The following is a 17,573-nucleotide window of genomic DNA, read 5'->3' on the forward strand; positions in this document are numbered from 1 at the left end:
CTCAGCCCTCGACCACGTACTCGACGAAGATCGTCTGCTGGAGCGGGAAGAAGTTGTCGTCCGAGATCATCGTCAGCCGGGTCCGCCCGGCTGCGTCCTGCCAGGCGGCGATCCCTTCCATGTTGTCGAGCTGGCCGAACGAGGTCTCCAGCAGCGTCGTCCCGTTCACGAAGCCGTCCGGCGTCACATCGAAGCGCCGGAGCCGGGTCGCGAAACCGCCAAGCCACTTGAAGTCGCGCTCCAGCAGGTAGAAGCGCCCGTCAGGACCGAAATCCGCATCCACCGGCAAGAAGGGCGGAACGCGCGGGATCGTCCAGGACTTGTCCCAGCGCCCGCCGATCAGCCGGTAGACCGGAAACGGCCGCTCCAGCGCGCCCGACCGCTCGGGGATCGCGTAGAGGATCCCTTGCCTGTCCATCGCCAGCGTCTCGATGCCGGAATTCGACTGGAGCCTGCGAAAATCCCGGTGGCTCCGCACGTCGCTGGCCGGCCCCTGCAGGTCGTCGTAACGCCGGACCCGGTGGAAGCCCTCGAACGAGACGTAGGTGCGGCCCCGCGCGTCGACCGCCATGCCCTCGGCATCGACGTCGCCGCCCTCGAGACGCGTCCCGTCGACCCCGCGCAGACGCCCGCGCCGCTCCATCACCGCATCCTCGATCTCGCCGCCCTGGCGCTCGAAGCGTCCCTCGACGAAGCCGCCACGGTCGGAGATCGTCGTGAAACGCTCACCGTCCTCGCTGACCCAGAGCGCGGAGAAGCCGCCGAAATGCGTCCAGCCGTTGCGCCAGACCGTCCGGCTCATCTCGACCACATGCGGCCCGTCGACCGGAACCGCCGCCTCCGATGCCGGCGGCAGGGCCGGGAGCAGCCCCGGCCCCGCGAGGACCGCGAGCGCCACAAGGATGTACAGACCCCGCCTCATCGCGCGCGCAAGACCTGCGTGCACTGCGGCGGCAGATCGGTGAGCGTGAGCGGCGGCTTCGGCTGGGTCTTCGGCGCGTTCGGGTCGGGCGGCTCCAGCGCCTCGGTCACCCACCAGATCGCGTCCTTGCAGCCATCGCCCGCCGGAACCGCGGCCTGCGGCACGCAGCCGGCCGCGCCGCGCGGACAGTTCAGCCGCACATGGAAATGGTCGTCGTGCCCCCACCAGGGCCGGATCTTGCCAAGCCACGCCCGATCGCGACGGCTAGCCTCGGCGCACATGGCGAGCTTCACCGGCGCGGTGACGAAGATCCGGTTCACCCGCGGATCCCGCGCCGCCGCTTCGAGGATCGCCGCGTTCTGCGGCGTCCACTCGGCGTTGACGTTGCGTTCGTCCCGCGCCTTGACGTTGTTCGCCGACAGCCGCTCGCGCTCGCGGGCGGTGAGATCGAGCCGGGTCGGGCGGAGATACCAGATGTCGGCGTCAAGGCCGGTCTGGTGACTGGCGTGGCCCTTGACCGGCCCGCCGCGCGGCTGGGCGATGTCGCCCACATAGAGACCGGCCCACCCGGGCTGACGCGCCGCGAACCGGCTCAGGTCCTTGATGAAGTCGATCATCACCGGATGGCCCCATTGGTGGTTCCGGCTGAGCCGCATCGCCTGCCACGTCGGGCCGCTTTCCGCCAACGGCACTCCGCCGGCGAGGCAGCCCTGCCCCGGCGCACCGATGGAATAGGTGGGCAGCGCCGAGGGCAGATCGGGTTGGGCGAAAAGCTCCCGCGCCGTCTCGACCGCGCCCGCGGGCATCGTCAGCAGCGCGAGCGCCAGACAGGCCGCCATCAGGCGTGAGATCATGCGGAGGCGTCCATCGGCTGCTCGTCCTCGGGTTTGACCCAGTATAGCAGGCCGAGACCGAGCAGGAAGAGCACGATGACCGGGGTTACGCCCAGACGCTGCGAGTCTGACAGGGTCGTGACCGCGGCGATCGCCGCCGGCCCGACGAAGGCGGTCGCGCGTCCCGAGAGCGCGAAGAGCCCGAAGGCCTGCGCCGGCGCCATCCGGCCATGGGCGAGGTGGACGAGGAGCGTGCGCGACGCCGCCTGCACCGAGCCGCCGGCCGCGCCAAGGAGGCCGCCCGCCACCATGAACGTGATGTCCGGCAGCCGCGAGTCCGGCGCGACGGCGAACCCGAGCACCGAACTGCGGGTGGTGAGCAGCGCACAGGCACAGACCGCGATCAGCACGCAGATCGAGCCGATGATCACCGGCCGCGGCCCGAAGATCTCGTCCGCGCGGCCGGCGAGATAGGTGCCGATCGAGCCGACCAGTGCCGCGATGATGCCGAAGACCCCGAGCTGGAACGCGCCCCAGCCGAGCACGCCCGCCGCGTAGATGCCCCCGAAGGCGAAGAGCGCCGCCAGCGCGTCGCGGTAGACCATCGAGGCGATGAGGAACGCGAAGAGACTCCGGTGCTGCCGCGCCGAGCGCACCGTCTGCCAGAGATCGCCCAGCCCGCGCCGCACCGCGCCCTTCTCCCGCCGGCGCGGCACGTCCGGCGTGAAGAGAAAGAGCGGCAGCACGAAGACCACGTACCAGAGCGCCGACAGCGGCCCGACCGCGCGCTCCGGCTCGCCCAGCGCGGGATCGAGCCCGAAGATCGGCGCGATGCCGAGCAGCGTCACGTCCTTTCCCGGCGCCGGCGCGAGAAGGAGCAGGACCAGAACCAGCGACACGAGACCGCCGAAGTAGCCGAGCGCCCAGCCCGAGCCCGAGATCCGGCCGATCCGCTCACGCGGGGCAAGATCGGGCAGCATGGCGTTGGTGAAGACGACGCCGAGCTCCGACCCGATGAAGCCGAGGCCGAAGGCCACGAGCACGATCGTCGGGTCGGCCATGGCGGGAGCGGCGAGCCAGAGGCCGAACGAGCCGATGACGTAGGGCACCGATGCTGCCAGCACCCAGCCCTTGCGCGCGCCCGTCCGGTCGGCGACCGCGCCGAGCACCGGGGCGAGCAGCGCCGCGATGGCGCCCGCGACCGCCGACGCCCAGCCCCAGAGCGCCTGCCCCGCGACCGGATCGCCGATCGCCTGCGACACGAACCACGGCCCGAAGACGAAGGTGGTGACGAGGGTCGCAAACGGCTGGTTCGCCCAGTCATAGAGCATCCAGCCGAAGATGCCCCGGCGGTTCTCGACAGGTCCGGCCATCACGCGAACTCCGGCGGCCACGGCCGCTCTGCGTCTGCCGCCGCCCATGCCGCGACCCAGGGCGGCGGCGCTGGCAGCGCGTCTCCCCGCCCGATCGCCGCGATGACCCGGTCGGTCGGCACGATTCCCTGCGGCGATGTCACCGCGCTGCGGACCAGCACCGACGACAGCGCATCGCCGCTGTCGGCGTCGAACATCGCCTGATGGATGTAGAGAAAGCGCGCGTCCCGCCCGACGAAGGCCGAGCGCATCTCGATCCGCTGGAACGCCCGCACCCGCCGGCGATAGCGCACCGACGAGCCCGCGACGGTGATCCCCCAGCGGTTTTCCCGAAGGGCGCCATAAAGGCCCATGCGGATCGCGAGCGGTATCCGGCCGAGGTCGTAGAGCGTCAGGGTTCGGCCGTTGTTGAGCTCGATCCAGGGATCGAGATCCCACGGCCAGCACCGGTGGTGCGAGACGTGCGTCCCTCCCAGCGGCAGGCGTCCCGCGGAGCGCGCGCGCGTCGTCTCCAGAGCGAAGCGGAAGAACGGATACAAGGATCACCTCGCCCGGGTTGAACCGACCCGCAGGTGTTGCCCGGATCGGCGGCCCGTTGCAAGACGGCCAGCCGTTTGCAGGCGGTCCAGCCGTTGCTTTGCGCCCGGTGACGGACGATAACGGCCCCAGCGCGGCCAGCACGGCCGCTCAGCTGACGTTGAGAATCATGGCCTTCCAGGAATCCGAATACCACCCCTACGATTTCGCGAACCGCCGGCACATCGGGCCGTCGCCCGCCGAGATCGCGGCGATGCTCGCGACGGCCGGCGCGTCGAGCCTCGATGCGCTGATCGACGAGACGGTGCCGGCCGGCATCCGGCAGGCCACGCCGCTGGACTGGGGGCCGGCGCTCAGCGAACAGGCGGCACTCCACCGCCTGCGCCTCACCGCGCGCAAGAACCGTGTGCTGACGAGCATGATCGGCCAAGGCTATCACGGCACCGTAACGCCGCCGGTCATCCAGCGGAATATCCTCGAAAATCCCGCGTGGTACACCGCGTATACCCCGTACCAGCCCGAGATCAGCCAGGGCCGGCTCGAGGCGCTCCTCAACTTCCAGACCATGATCTGCGACCTGACCGGGCTCGACGTGGCGAACGCCTCGCTGCTTGACGAGGCGACGGCGGCGGCCGAGGCGATGGCGCTCTGCCAGCGCTCGGCCAGCAACAAGGCCACGGCGTTCTTCGTCGACCACCACTGCCACCCGCAGACCATCGCGGTGATCCGCACCCGCGCCGAGCCGCTCGGCTGGGAGGTGATCGTCGGCGATCCCGTCACCGATCTCGACCCGACCACGGTCTTCGGCGCGATCTTCCAGTATCCGGGCACCTACGGCCATTGCCCGGACTTCTCCGCGCAGATCGCCGCCCTTCATGACGCCGGCGCGATCGCGAGCGTCGCGGCCGACCCGCTCGCCCTCACCCTGCTCGTGCCCCCGGGCGAGATGGGCGCCGACATCGCCATCGGCTCGACCCAGCGCTTCGGCGTGCCACTGGGCTTCGGCGGACCCCACGCCGCCTACATGGCGGTGCGCGATCCGCTGAAGCGCTCCATGCCCGGACGCATCGTCGGCGTGTCGATCGACGCCCGCGGCAACCGCGCCTACCGCCTGTCGCTCCAGACGCGCGAGCAGCACATCCGCCGCGAGAAGGCGACATCGAACATCTGCACCGCGCAGGCGCTGCTCGCGGTCATGGCGTCGATGTACGCCGTCTTCCACGGGCCGGAGGGCCTCCGCGCCATCGCGCAGCGCATCCACCGCAAGACCGTGCGCCTCGCCAAGGGCCTCGAGAGCCTCGGCTTCAAGGTCGAGCCGGAGGCGTTCTTCGACACGATCACCGTCGAGGTCGGCGGGCTGCAGGGCGTCATCCTCAAGGCCGCGGTCGCCGAGGGCGTGAACCTGCGCAAGATCGGCACCGACCGCATCGGCATCACCCTCGACGAGCGCACCCGGCGCGAGCACACGCAAGCGGTCTGGCGCGCCTTCGGCGGCGACATGCTCGACCGCGAGCTCGACCACGACATCCGCCTGCCGGACGGGCTGATCCGCACCAGCGCCTATCTCACCCACCCGATCTTCCACATGAACCGGGCCGAGGCGGAGATGACGCGCTACATGCGCCGCCTCGCCGACCGTGACCTAGCGCTCGACCGGGCGATGATCCCGCTCGGCTCCTGCACGATGAAGCTCAATGCCACCGCCGAGATGATGGCGCTGTCCTGGCCCGAGTTCGCCGACATCCACCCCTTCGTGCCATCCGACCAGACCGAGGGATACCAGGAAGTCATCGGCGATCTCTGCGCAAAGCTCTGCGCCATCACCGGCTATGACGCGGTCTCCATGCAGCCGAATTCCGGCGCGCAGGGCGAATACGCCGGGCTTCTCACCATCCGCGCCTATCACGCGAGCCGCGGCGACGAAGCGCGCAACATCTGCCTGATCCCCACGTCCGCCCACGGCACCAACCCGGCAAGCGCGCAGATGGCCGGCATGAAGGTGGTGGTCGTTCGCGCCGCCGAGAACGGCGACATCGACCTCGACGACTTCCGCGCCAAGGCCGAGGCGGCGGGCGAGCGGCTCTCGTGCTGCATGGTGACCTACCCCTCGACCCACGGCGTCTTCGAGGAGACGATCCGCGAGGTCTGCGAGATCACCCACGCCCATGGCGGGCAGGTCTACATGGACGGCGCCAACATGAACGCCCTCGTCGGCCTCGTGCGGCCGGGCGAGATCGGCTCTGACGTGAGCCACATGAACCTGCACAAGACCTTCTGCATCCCCCACGGCGGCGGCGGCCCCGGCATGGGACCGATCGGCGTGAAGGCCCATCTCGCGCCCTTCCTGCCCGGCCGCCCGGACGGCGCGGGGCGGGTCAGCGCCGCGGACTTCGGCTCGCCATCGCTGCTCGTCATCTCCTGGGCATACTGCCTGATGATGGGCGGCGCCGGCCTCACGCAGGCGACGAAGATCGCGATCCTGAACGCGAACTACATCGCCGCCCGCCTCGCGGAAGCCTATCCGATCCTCTTCGCCCGCAACGGCCGGGTGGCGCACGAGTGCATCGTCGACACCCGCGTCTTCAAGGACGCAGGCGTCACCGTCGATGACGTGGCGAAGCGTTTGATCGACTGCGGCTTCCACGCGCCGACCATGAGCTGGCCGGTCGCGGGCACGCTGATGATCGAGCCGACCGAGAGCGAACCCAAGGCCGAACTCGACCGCTTCGCCACCGCGATGCTCGCCATCGCCAAGGAGGCGGAAGCGATCCGGGCCGGCCGGATGGATCGGGAAAACAACCCCTTGCGGAACGCCCCTCACACGGTGGAGGATCTGGTCGGAGACTGGGACCGCCCCTACTCGCGCGAAGCCGCCTGCTACCCGCCGGGGGCCTTCCGCGTCGACAAGTACTGGGCGCCGGTCAACCGGGTCGACAACGTCTGGGGCGACCGCAACCTCGTCTGCTCCTGCCCGCCGGTCGAGAGCTACCAGGACGCGGCGGAATAGGGCGAGGTCGGAAGAGCCGAGGCAAGGTGCTCGGACTCAACCCGGGAACAGAGGCGTCCCCGCGCCTCTGACCCATCCGCGCGCTTGCCCGCTGCCATCGGGCACACGCGGCGCTCAGGCGGTGGTTCTCTCCCCATGCTCGCCAGCAGTCGAGTCGCGCGTGGGTCCGGTTCCGTTGCGTGTGCCCATCGCCGGGAGTCGGCCGGCGTTCCGTGGACTTTCGTTCACGATCCTGCACGCACCGTCCACTTCTTCAATCTTTCCTGTTCGCTCAGTCACCGTCTACGGTTTGCCAACGGTGGTGAATTCAGGAGCGAGCACAATGGCCAGCCCACGACCCCTGGTCGCGGATAGAACCTATCTGAGGCATTTCTGGCATCCGGTCTGCACGGTTGCCGAACTTGACAGAGCCGGGCCATCCGGCACCGGACCGCTTGGCGTCACTCTCCTCGACCAGCCGCTCGTCATCGCAAGGCTCGACGGCAAGTTCGTCGCGATGGACGATCGCTGCGCCCACAGGTTCGCCAAGTTGTCGGCCGGAAAGGTCATTGATGGCAAGGTGCTGCAATGTCCCTATCACGGTTGGCAATACAATGACGCCGGTCGCTGCGTGCGGATGCCTGCCTGCCCGAAGGAAGCCATTCCGGCGAAGGCGCTGACCAGAGCCTATGCCTGCGCGGAACGCTACGGCATCGTCTGGGTGAGGCTCGATTCCTCCTGGGACTGCACCGAGATCCCCTATTGCGGCGCCTGGGACGACCCCGAGCTCAAGCGTGTGATCGTCGCCGATCCCTACGACTGGGGCAGCTCCGCCGAACGCCGCTGGGAGAACTTCACCGACTTCTCCCACTTCGCCTATGTCCATCCCGGCACGCTCTATGACCCGGCCTACGCCGAGCCCGCCATCGTGCCCACCGACCGGGTCGGCGGCGAGCTGCGCTTCTACATGGAGCCGGGCAAGGAAATGCTGGGCTCGTTGCCGCCTGACAGCCCGCTCGGCTCATTCAACTACCGCACATCCATGCCGTTCGCGATCAACCTCAGCATCCGTCTCTACCGCGACGACAGCCAATTCCTGCTGTGGACCGCGTCGAGCCCGGTCAGCGAGAACACCTGCCGCAACTTCATGATCATCGCTCACGCGGACCCGGACCTCGACGACGAGGTCCCGCTGAACTTCCAGAAAGTCGTCCTGATGGAAGACCAGCCGATCATCGAGACCCAGCCGGGACCGCTGTCGCTCGAGGAAATCTCGCTGCCCACCGACAAGATCTCGAACCAGTATCGCAAGTGGCATCGCGAGCTCTCCGCGGCCGCCGTGAACGGAGCCGACGCGTTCCGCGCCGCGCTGCTGACCGACATTCTCGAAAGCGCGTGACGAGCCTCATGGATGCCCGCAACGACAAGGCGGTCTGGAACTGCTGGTATCCGATCGGCTCGCCGATCGACCTGCGCCGGCAGCGACGGACCCGCACCACGCTGCTCGACCGCGACGTTTCGCTGACGATCCATCAGACCTGGATCGCGGCGGAAAGCGGCGGCCGGCAGCTGCCGACGCTTGAACGGCTCGGCTATGTCTGGACGACGCTGGGCGAGCCGGCCGGACTGCCGCCTTCGTTGATCGAGTACTATGAAGTCGACCGCCTCGCCATGAACGTATGGTCGACGCCGCTGAAATGCTCGGGCCTGCGCGTCATCGACAACGTCATCGACAACGCGCACTACGCCTTCCTGCATCCGGGCATCCTGGGAGATCGGGAGCACCCCGACCTGCCGCCCTACGAGGCGGCGACGGAGGAAAACGGTGAACTCTGGTCCCGGAGCCACCGCGCCTACCTGCCGATCACCGGTGAGATCGCGGAATACACCTACCGCCTCCCCAATCCGTATTCGGTCGTCCTCGGCATCCACCGCCCGACCGAAGCCGGCGAGACCCCGCGCTACGACTACCTCGGTGTCTTCTGCCAGCCGACTTCGGAGGAGAGCTTCATCGCTCACAAGATGCTGGCGTGGATCAGGGAAGACTGGATGGACGAGAAGCGACTCCGCTCGGACCAGCAATGGATCTCGGCACAGGACAAGTACGCGCTCGAGCGCCACACCGACAAGAAGCTGCCGCTCGACGAGGCCACGGAAGCCTCGACCGCTCTCGATCGGGCTTCGCTCGACTATCGCGCGTGGCTGCGGCGCAAGGATGTGCGGTACGGCGCGTCGCGGAGGGCGGCATGACGGCGACGGTTGCCATCGGAACGCAGCCCGTTGCGCTGGAGCGTGACGTCCGCGCCGCGAGCCTCGTGCGCAGCGCCCTCGGCGACATGCCTCTGGTGCTCTGGCGTTGCGACCAGGGCGAGATCCACGTCTGGGAGGACAACTGTCCCCACCGCAGCGTGCGGCTCAGCGCCGGCCGCAATCTCGGGGACTGTCTCGAGGACATCTATCACGGATGGCGCTTCGGCCGGGACGGTGCCCTGATCTCGATCCACGCCGCGAAGGGCAAGGAACTGCCGCGCATCAGCGCGCGCGTTCTCCCGGTCGCGACGGGCTCCGGCCTGGTCTGGGCCGGTGCCGGAAACCAAGCCGTCCCGCCGACGGACTTCGCGATCACCGCGGGCGAAGTCGTGATGCGTCCGCTGCCCTTCTCGGTGGGTGCCGCGAGCGTCGCCGCCGCCTGCGCCGGACTGGAAGGGCTGCGCATCCTCGTCAGCCCCACCGGGCGGACCAGCGCCACCGCCTACGGTTTCGTGCGCCGCCGGCAGGCGGAAAGCGACGCCGACGCGGCCCGGCGCGCCAATGCAACCCTGTCCGCCGCGCGGCGCAAACTGGAGGCGGCCGCGTGATAACGCTCTTCGACTACGCCCTCTCTGGCAACTGCTTCAAGGTGAGGCTGCTGCTCAACTGGCTTGGTCTCGCCCATGAGGTGAAGCCGGTCGACTTCTATCCGGGGTTCGAGCATCGGTCCGACGCCTTTCTGACGATCAACCCGCTTGGGCAACTCCCGGTGATCGAGGATGACGGCGAGATCATCCGCGACGCGCAGGCGATCCTCGTCCATCTGGCCGCGCGATACGATCCGCGCGGACACTGGTATCCCCTCGATGAGCCGCACCGCCTCGGGCCGATCCAGACCTGGCTCGCCTTTGCCGACGCGCTCACGGCGACGATCTCGGCCGCCCGGCAGCACGACGCGATGTTCTTTGACCTCGACATCGCGAGCGCCCGGGCCGGCGGCCATCGTCTGCTGCGCATTCTCGACGAACATCTCTGGTTCGCCGAGCTGGAGGGCCACGACTGGATTTGCCCCGGCGACCGTCCCACCGTCGCCGACATCGCCTGCTTCCCCTACGTGGCCCTCTCCGAAGAGGGCGGCATCTCGCAGGCCGACTATCCGGCGGTCCTGCGGTGGGTCGATCGCTTCACGCGGCTGAAAGGCTTTCAACCAATGGCCGGCATGTTGCCGCTGCCGCTCGCAGGAGCCGCGACATGACGCGCGAAGTCGTCGTTGCAGACCTTTGGGACGAAACGCCGGATGTGCGCTGCTTCGAGCTGCGTCCGGTCGAACCCCTGCCGCTGCCGCCGGCCGAACCCGGCGCGCACATCGACGTCCATGTGGGGCCGTCGCTCGTTCGCCAGTACTCGCTGTGGAACGGACCGGCGGAAGCCGGCGCCTACTTCATCGGCGTGAAACGCGAACCGCGCTCCCGCGGCGGCTCCGTGGCGATGCACGGCCTCACCATCGGCAGTCGGCTGACCATCAGTCCACCGCGCAACAACTTCCGCCTCGCGGCGAACGACGCTCCGGCGCTGCTCCTCGCCGGTGGGATCGGCATCACGCCGCTGCTCGCCATGGCAAGGCACCTCGATGCCAACAAGATGCCGTTCCAGCTGCATCTCTTCAGCCGCAGCCGCGAGCTCGCGCCATTCGTCTCGACGCTGGCGGGCCTTGCCCACGCGCGCGTCCATTGCGGTGTGCTCCCGCCCACGCTCGACGGCCTGCTCACCGGCCTTCTGGCGGCCCATAGCCGGCAGACCCACGTCTACATCTGCGGACCCGCTCCGTTCATGGAACTCGCCGCCCGACTCGCTGCCGGGCAGGACTTGCCGCCGGACAATGTCCACCTGGAATACTTCGCAGCGGAGCAGCCGGCGCTTGACGCCTCAGCATTGAGTTTCGATGTCGAGGCCCGACAATCCGGGATCACCGTCACTGTCGCGCCGCATCAGACGATCGCCCAGGCCCTGATCGATGCCGGGGTCGATCTTCTCACATCATGCGAACAGGGCGTGTGCGGAACCTGTGCCACCGCGGTTCTGGAAGGCGAGCCCGATCACCGCGACCAGTATCTCAATCGCATGGAACATGCTTCCGGCAAGATCATGACGCCGTGCGTATCGCGCTGCAAGGGCGCCCGCCTGGTGCTCGATATCTGACCCGATCGGGCGCGCGGGCTCTCATGCCTCCTGTGCGAGCCTGGGCCTGATCAGCGAGTAGCCCGGATCACGGATGAAGTCGTCGAAGCGCTGGCAGAGCGTGTCGACGAACTTCATGATCCGCGGATTGCGGTGCCGCTGCGCCGGGTAGATCGCATAGGCATGCGTCGTCTCTGACCGCCACTCGGGAAGAACCGGAACCAGCGCGCCGAGCTCCAGTTCGTGCTGGACAAAGAAGTCCGGAAGATAGCCCAGCGCGGACCCCTGAACGACGAACGTCTTGCCCATCCAGTACTCATTGACATTGAACTTCGCGTGAGGCCGTGCCTCGACCGCACGGGACGCCTGGCGCAGCGTCCACTTCTCCGGCGTGCCGTTTCTCGAATAGATGACCCCGCTCAGGCCATCCACGTCCTCGATCCTGGCGGGGACGCCGTGCCGGCGCAGGAAGACCGGGCTGGCGTAGAGACCGTAGGACACGCTTCCCAGCTTGCGTCTGAGCAGGCTTGAATCGGATGGCTCACCGATGAAGATCAGGCAGTCATAGTCGATCTGACCGGTGAGTATCTGGTCTGTGGAGTAAAGCTGCAGATCAAAGTCGATCTCCGGGTTCTCGGCAGAAAAGTGGAGCGCCGCCGCACCAAGCATCAGCGTCCCGAACTCGGCGCTGGAAGCAACCCGGATGCGGCCCCGAATGGTGGAGTGGGCGCGCTGCGCGGCGCTGACCGCGGTCTCGCAACTGTCGAAGATCGCGCCGCAGTTCTCCAGGAACTCCTTGCCCGCATCCGTCAGCTCGAGGCCCCGCGCCTTGCGGACGAACAGCTCGACCTTCAGCGCGTCCTCGAGCCGCCGCAGATAGAGGCTGAGCGTGGCCTTGGGCACATTGTAGATGGCCGCGGCATTGGAAATGCTGCCGGCCCGCGCGATCTGCTGGAACGCGTTGATGTCGCCAAGCTCGTATGGGTAGCTCATCGAAACCCGACCCTGTCCGTTCAGAATTCTGGACGGACGATCCAATTTAGCTGCCTGTTCAAGAATCTTAGCCCCGCATAGAGTTCCTGACAACAAAGGATCCGAGAACGGACCTGGGGGGACAAGAACATAGCACGGTCGCTGGACAGGCGAAGCCTGGCGCGCGTTTCGACGTGGGCCCGGGCGCGCAGTTTGCCATACGTTTCCGCCGTAGCCGGCCGGCCGCCTTGTCATGGGGCCGCGAAGCGCCGCGGTCACATTCCGATCGTTCCCCCTTGCGTTCGTCGGGTCCACGAGGCCGCACGAGGCCGCACGCATGACCAGACAGCGGAAGCTCACGGGCGGCGTCCGCTGAGGCCCTTTCGGCAATACCAGACATCCGCCCCACCCCCCCCATGAGACACCAGATGACCATGACAACAGCCTCCCCGACGCCGGTTCGCGCGCATCCAGTCGACGAAATTCTGCCGGTATCCCAGCTCGCCACCTACGGCCTCCAGCATGTTCTGGCCTTCTATGCCGGGGCGATCCTCACGCCGATCATTCTCGCAGGAGCCCTCGGCCTCACGAACGAGCAGTTGATCCATCTCATCAACGCTGACTTGTTCACATGCGGCATCGCCACGCTGCTGCAGTCGGTAGGCATCGGCCGGATCGGCGTGCGGCTGCCGCTCCTGCAAGGCGTTACCATCACCGCGGTCGGGCCGATGGTCGCCATCGGCCTCGACGCGGGCGGCGGTGTCGACGGCCTGCTCGCAATCTACGGCTCGGTGATCGTCGCTGGCGTGTTCACCTTTGTCATGGCCTCCTACGTCAAGCCGCTGATGCGCTTCTTCCCGCCCGTCGTGGTCGGCTCGGTCATCCTGATCATAGGCATCGGCCTGCTGCCGGTTGCTGCCAACTACATCGTCATGGGCAGTGGCCTCAACGCCATGCAGAACCCCGTCCTGCTGAAGAACGTGATGTACGGACTGAGCGTGCTCGCGCTCATCGTCGCCATCCAGCGCTTCTTCTCGGGCTTCATGCAGACGATTGCCGTGCTGGTCGGGCTCGTGGTCGGCACCGTGGTCGCCTGGGCGCTCGGTGACGCGCATTTCGGCGAGGTCTCGACCGCGCCATGGGTCGGCTACACCACGCCCTTCTACTTCGGATGGCCGACCTTCGGTCTGACCGCCATTCTGTCGATGCTGGTGGTGATGGTCATCACCATGATCGAGACCGCCGGTGACGTCTATGCCACCGGCGAAATCGTCAAGAAACGCATCCGCAACGAGGATATCGCCCGCGCCATTCGTGCTGACGGTCTGGCGACGTTCATCGGCGGCATCCTCAACGCCTTCCCCTACACCTGCTTCGCCCAGAACGTCGGACTGGTCCGGCTGACCCAGATCCGGAGCCGATGGGTCGTGGCGGCGGCGGGCGTCATCATGATCCTGCTCGGCTCGTTGCCGAAAGTGGCGGCGATCGTGGCCGGCATTCCGGCTCCCGTCCTCGGCGGGGCTGCTCTCGCCATGTTCGGTGCCGTCGCCGCCGTCGGCGTGCAGACGCTCGGAAAGGTCGATTTCAACAACCAGAACAATGTCGTCGTCGTCTCGATCAGCGTCGGCCTTGCAATGCTGGTGACCGCGCAGCCCTTCATCGGCGACGCTTTCCCGGAATGGGCGCGCATCGTCCTCGGCAGCGGCATCATCCTCGGCGCCTTGTCGGCAATCCTGCTCAACATGCTCTTCAACTCGTTCGGCTCCGGCACCGCGGCGGTGGCGGGCCGGCCCGGCGATCACCTTGTCACCATCGCCGACGTCAACCGGATGAACGAGGCCGAGTTCTGCATGACCTTCGGCGGGCTCGTGGAGAATACCCCATGGGTCATCGAGCGTGCCTTCCGGATGCGGCCCTTTGCCGACACTCTGGAGCTGCGCTCGGCCTTCCAGAACGCGCTCCTCGCCGGAACCTCCGAAGAACATCACCAGTTGCTCAACTCCTTCGCCGATCTCGGCACGGACGCCGATGCCGAGACCGCCTATCTCTTCGACCATGCGAACGCCGGTATCGACGAGCTCGACGCCGACGAGCATGACGCAGTGCGCCACCTGGCGAAGGCCTATCGCGACCACTTCGGCTTCCCGCTGATCGTTTCGGCCGGGGACGTCGAGCGCTACGAACGGGTCGTGTCGAGCGGGCGTGCGCGGCTGTCGAACACACCCGCGGTCGAACGCTCCACCGCGCTGGTGGAGATCGCGCGCATCGCCAACCATCGCTTCGACCGGCTGGTCGCCAACGCCAACCCGCACGCAAGTGCGTTTGTGCCGACCTTCATGCCCCAGCCTGCCTGAGCGAAACGGGCTCCTGGGCGGCGGCGGGCGCCGCCCAGGACGGAGCGTCAGGGGCGCCGACGCGGTGGCCGCGCTGCAGCGAGGCCGATATCGCGGAGCAGGCGGTCATCGAGCCGGGCAAAGGCGCGGGCGTCGCGATGGCGGGCATCGACGGCCACCAGCCATCGCACGAGCGCGGCAAGCCCCGTGCGGCGGGGGAGCCGGGGGCCGGTGGTCAGGGTTCGCGACAGGATCATGGGATGCCTCCGTCTCTCGGGATGGAGGCGAGCCTATGCCCCGCGCCGGAGCGATGTTTCGGGCCCGGCCGAAGCGCGGGGATCGAAACCGAATGCGCCGCGCACCCCCTGCTCTCCGGCCGGCGTGACGGTCACCGCCCGGCTCCCGGCCGTGCGGCGCAGCCAGCCCAGCGCCAGCAACCCGTCGAGCAACGCCGAGCCGACCACGCCCGCGAGATGGAACCGCCGCTCGCTCCAGTCGAGGCACGGGCGGCAGAAGGCTCGCCGGCCACGCCCGGGCGCCGGCACATCGATGCCGATCCTCAACAGAAGCTGCTGGCCGCTTCCGGTCAACTCGCCGCCGTCGTCGCCGAGCACGAGCGCGCCCGTCGCCACCATCCGCTCGGTGATCCCGACCGCCACCCGGCCGGCGAGGTGGTCATAGCAGGTCCGGGCATGCCGCAGGGCCGCATCCCGTGGCCCGACCCGCACCGGCGGCGCCTGCGTCTCGCCGGCGATCGAGATCAGCGTCTCCACCATGCGCGCGACCAGCGGCGAGGCGAGGCGGTGGTAGCGGTGCCGCCCCTGCGCCTCGACGACGAGCAGCCCCGCCTCGACCAGCCGCGCCAGATGGCCGCTCGCGGTCTGCGGCGTCACGCCCGCCACGGAGGCGAGCTCGCCCGCCGTGAGCGCCCGACCGTCCATGAGCGCGAGCAGCATCGCGGCGCGCGTCGGGTCGCCGGCGAGTGCTGCGGTCGCTGCAAATGCGGCTGTGCTTGCCATCGACTGGCCTCCTCTCGGGGCGGAGACTAGCACGGCGGAGACCGGGATGCTTCGGCGCAGACCGAAGGATCACGACACTCCCTGCCCGCTCCGGGCAGCTGCCTCAGCCAACCTCACGAAATCCGACGACAATCCGGCGCCGGGCGTGCTACGCTTCAGGCGTTGCCGCGCCCTGGACGCGCGACTGCAAGGGGAGACACGCCATGATGCACGCCACCCGACGCAGCTTCCTGAAACTCGGCGCCGCGGCCGGCTTCGCTTCGGCGGTGCCGTTCGGGCTCCGCGCCGAGGAGGTGCCACGCTACGCGCCCACGGCCTCCGGCTGGCGGCGCTTCGAGCTGTCGACCACGCTGACGCCGCCAGCCGGCCAGGGGGCAACGAAGGTCTGGCTGCCGCTGCCCGACCTCGGGACCGACTGGCAGCGCACCATCGACACCCGCTGGACCGGCAACGCCACGAGTGCGGCCATCGTCACCGACCCGGCCACCGGCACGCGCCTCTTCGCGGCCGGGTTCGACGCGGGCGAGGCCGCTCCGAGCCTTACGCTCATCAGCACCGTCGAGACCCGGAACCGCACGATCGACTGGTCCGCCCGCACCCCGGCCACCGAGGATCCGGCCGTTCTCAGCGCCGCCCTCGCGCCCAGTGGCCTGAAGCCGCTCGACGGCGTCGTGCGCGACACCGCCCGCCAGATCACCGGGGGCGCCACCACGGACGTCGACAAGGTGCGCGCGCTCTACGACTGGATCGTCGCCAACTGCCACCGCGAGCCCACCGTCGCGGGCTGCGGCACCGGTGACATCGCCGCCGTGCTGACCGCCGCCGGCCATGGCGGCAAGTGCGCCGACCTGAACGGCCTCTTCGTCGGCCTCGCCCGTGCCTCCGGCGTGCCGGCGCGCGACATCTACGGTGTTCGCGTCGCGCCCTCGGCCTTCGGCTACAAACAGCTCGGCGGCAACCCGGAGAAGCTCTCCGGCGCCCAGCATTGCCGCGCGGAGGTCTGGCTCGAGGATCACGGCTGGGTCGCGATGGATCCGGCGGACGTCCTGAAGGTCATGCGCCAGGAGCGCCCGGACTGGATCCGGGACCGCGCCGACCCGCTGATCGCCCCGGTCGACGCCGCCCTCTTCGGCAACTGGGAAGGCAACTGGGTCGGCTTCAACACCGCGAACGACCTGACCCTGCCCGGCGACGACGCAGGCCGGCCGCTGCCGTTCCTGATGTATCCGCAAGGTGTGAATGCCGCCGGCCGCCTCGATGAACTCGCCGCCGACGCCTTCGCCTACGCGATCACCGCCCGCGAGGCGTGACCGCTTTCCTTCCGGCCGGCGCCACGTTAAGCCGGCCGGAAGCAGCCAGCCCGACCGGGCGCGCCAACCTCCCGCCGCAAATCCATGGAGACCCCATGCAGCATCAGGTTCTGCGCGTTCGACATGAGCTCAAGCGCCGCACTCTCACCGTCCAGTCCGTCGCTCCGGTCACGCCGGGGATGATCCGCATCGTCCTCGCCGACCCGTCGCTCGCCGACTTCGTGAGCGCGGGCTTCGACGACCACGTGAAGCTGTTCTTTCCGAACGGTGCCGATGATGGCGGCGGCGGTGAGCCGGCGATGCGCGACTATACCCCCCGCGCCTTCGATCCCGAGGCCTGCACCCTTACCCTCGACTTCGTGCTGCACGACGGCGGCCCGGCGACCGGCTGGGCCGTGGCAGCGCGCCCCGGCGACGAGCTCAGGATTGGCGGCCCGCGCGGCTCGGTCGTCGTCTCCGACAGCTTCGACTGGTGGATCCTCGTCGGCGACGAGACCGCGCTGCCGGCCATCGGTCGCCGCCTTGAAGAGGCACCGAGGGGCGCCCGGATCACCACGATCGTCGCCGTCACCGGGCCGGAGGAAGAACAGGAGATCGCCACCCGCGCAGATCACCGGGCGATCTGGGTGCACCGGCCGGCGACGGATGCGACCGACCCCGCGCCGCTCCTCGCGGCGCTCGCCGGCCTCGACTGGCCCGAGGGCGAGGGCTTCGTCTGGATTGCCGCCGAGGCCGGCATCGCCCGCGCCCTGCGCAGCCACCTGCTCGATGTGCGCCAACACCCCCGGCAGTGGCACCGGGCGAGCGGCTACTGGCTCGAAGGCAGTGCCGACGCCCACGTCTCTCTCGACGACTGAGCC

16 protein-coding genes are annotated in these 17,573 nt (G+C 68.7%); 9 read left to right on the plus strand and 7 right to left on the minus strand.

The window, feature by feature from the left end; all coding sequences use genetic code 11:
• Position 1 precedes the first annotated feature (1 nt).
• Genes HNP73_RS01010 through HNP73_RS01025 form a run of 4 tightly spaced genes read right to left on the minus strand, consistent with a single transcriptional unit; the run spans position 2 to position 3,667 of the window.
• Positions 2 to 922 (minus strand): esterase-like activity of phytase family protein, encoded by a 921-nt coding sequence (locus tag HNP73_RS01010; protein WP_184146256.1) that lies wholly within the window; start codon positions 920 to 922, stop codon positions 2 to 4.
• Complete coding sequence (gene mepA / locus HNP73_RS01015; RefSeq protein ID WP_184146258.1) at positions 919 to 1,776, minus strand: penicillin-insensitive murein endopeptidase; 858 nt, start codon at positions 1,774 to 1,776, stop codon at positions 919 to 921. The genes HNP73_RS01010 and mepA overlap by 4 nt, the downstream gene beginning before the upstream one ends.
• Positions 1,773 to 3,128, minus strand: coding sequence for an MFS transporter (locus HNP73_RS01020; protein WP_184146260.1), 1,356 nt, complete (start codon positions 3,126 to 3,128; stop codon positions 1,773 to 1,775). Before HNP73_RS01020 ends, mepA begins: the two co-directional genes overlap by 4 nt.
• Positions 3,128 to 3,667: a thioesterase family protein gene (locus tag HNP73_RS01025; RefSeq protein ID WP_184146262.1), complete on the minus strand. Its 540-nt coding sequence runs from the start codon at positions 3,665 to 3,667 to the stop codon at positions 3,128 to 3,130. The genes HNP73_RS01020 and HNP73_RS01025 overlap by 1 nt, the downstream gene beginning before the upstream one ends.
• 167 nt (positions 3,668 to 3,834) lie before the next feature.
• Between HNP73_RS01025 and gcvP the strand changes: the two genes are divergently transcribed.
• The 6 genes from gcvP to HNP73_RS01055 all read left to right on the plus strand — a co-directional run bounded on the left by gcvP (position 3,835) and on the right by HNP73_RS01055 (position 11,100).
• Entirely contained in the window at positions 3,835 to 6,672 is a 2,838-nt protein-coding gene (gene gcvP / locus HNP73_RS01030) for an aminomethyl-transferring glycine dehydrogenase (RefSeq protein ID WP_184146264.1), read from the plus strand.
• Between the two features lie 322 nt (positions 6,673 to 6,994).
• Positions 6,995 to 8,050, plus strand: coding sequence for an aromatic ring-hydroxylating oxygenase subunit alpha (locus tag HNP73_RS01035; protein WP_184146266.1), 1,056 nt, complete (start codon positions 6,995 to 6,997; stop codon positions 8,048 to 8,050).
• On the plus strand, positions 8,047 to 8,901 hold the full coding sequence (locus tag HNP73_RS01040) for a hypothetical protein (protein ID WP_221288097.1): 855 nt from the start codon (positions 8,047 to 8,049) through the stop codon (positions 8,899 to 8,901). Before HNP73_RS01035 ends, HNP73_RS01040 begins: the two co-directional genes overlap by 4 nt.
• Complete coding sequence (locus tag HNP73_RS23015; protein WP_184146268.1) at positions 8,898 to 9,509, plus strand: Rieske 2Fe-2S domain-containing protein; 612 nt, start codon at positions 8,898 to 8,900, stop codon at positions 9,507 to 9,509. The genes HNP73_RS01040 and HNP73_RS23015 overlap by 4 nt, the downstream gene beginning before the upstream one ends.
• The gene (locus tag HNP73_RS23860) at positions 9,506 to 10,156 is read left to right on the plus strand and encodes a glutathione S-transferase N-terminal domain-containing protein (protein ID WP_184146270.1); all 651 of its coding nucleotides are present in this window, start codon (positions 9,506 to 9,508) and stop codon (positions 10,154 to 10,156) included. The genes HNP73_RS23015 and HNP73_RS23860 overlap by 4 nt, the downstream gene beginning before the upstream one ends.
• Positions 10,153 to 11,100 carry a PDR/VanB family oxidoreductase gene (locus tag HNP73_RS01055; RefSeq protein ID WP_184146272.1) on the plus strand — a complete coding sequence of 316 codons (948 nt, stop codon included), beginning with the start codon at positions 10,153 to 10,155 and terminating at the stop codon, positions 11,098 to 11,100. Before HNP73_RS23860 ends, HNP73_RS01055 begins: the two co-directional genes overlap by 4 nt.
• 21 nt (positions 11,101 to 11,121) lie before the next feature.
• Here the strand turns inward: HNP73_RS01055 and HNP73_RS01060 are convergent, their stop codons facing one another.
• On the minus strand, positions 11,122 to 12,117 hold the full coding sequence (locus HNP73_RS01060) for a LysR family transcriptional regulator (protein ID WP_221288101.1): 996 nt from the start codon (positions 12,115 to 12,117) through the stop codon (positions 11,122 to 11,124).
• Positions 12,118 to 12,479: 362 nt separating this feature from the next.
• Between HNP73_RS01060 and HNP73_RS01065 the strand changes: the two genes are divergently transcribed.
• Positions 12,480 to 14,405, plus strand: coding sequence for a solute carrier family 23 protein (locus HNP73_RS01065; protein ID WP_221288103.1), 1,926 nt, complete (start codon positions 12,480 to 12,482; stop codon positions 14,403 to 14,405).
• 47 nt (positions 14,406 to 14,452) lie between these two features.
• On the opposite strand, the gene HNP73_RS01070 is transcribed toward HNP73_RS01065, so the two are convergent.
• Entirely contained in the window at positions 14,453 to 14,641 is a 189-nt protein-coding gene (locus HNP73_RS01070; RefSeq protein ID WP_184146274.1) for a hypothetical protein, read from the minus strand.
• Between the two features lie 33 nt (positions 14,642 to 14,674).
• On the minus strand, positions 14,675 to 15,403 hold the full coding sequence (locus HNP73_RS01075; RefSeq protein WP_184146276.1) for an ArsR/SmtB family transcription factor: 729 nt from the start codon (positions 15,401 to 15,403) through the stop codon (positions 14,675 to 14,677).
• A 203-nt stretch (positions 15,404 to 15,606) separates the two neighbouring features.
• Here HNP73_RS01075 and HNP73_RS01080 point away from each other — a divergent pair, with 203 nt between their 5' ends.
• Both HNP73_RS01080 and HNP73_RS01085 read left to right on the plus strand, forming a co-directional pair.
• Complete coding sequence (locus tag HNP73_RS01080; RefSeq protein WP_221288105.1) at positions 15,607 to 16,713, plus strand: transglutaminase-like domain-containing protein; 1,107 nt, start codon at positions 15,607 to 15,609, stop codon at positions 16,711 to 16,713.
• Positions 16,714 to 16,808: 95 nt separating this feature from the next.
• Positions 16,809 to 17,570, plus strand: coding sequence for a siderophore-interacting protein (locus HNP73_RS01085; RefSeq protein ID WP_184146278.1), 762 nt, complete (start codon positions 16,809 to 16,811; stop codon positions 17,568 to 17,570).
• The last annotated feature ends 3 nt before the right edge of the window (positions 17,571 to 17,573 follow it).

It is taken from the genome of Amaricoccus macauensis, from assembly GCF_014201905.1.
GTDB lineage: Bacteria > Pseudomonadota > Alphaproteobacteria > Rhodobacterales > Rhodobacteraceae > Amaricoccus > Amaricoccus macauensis.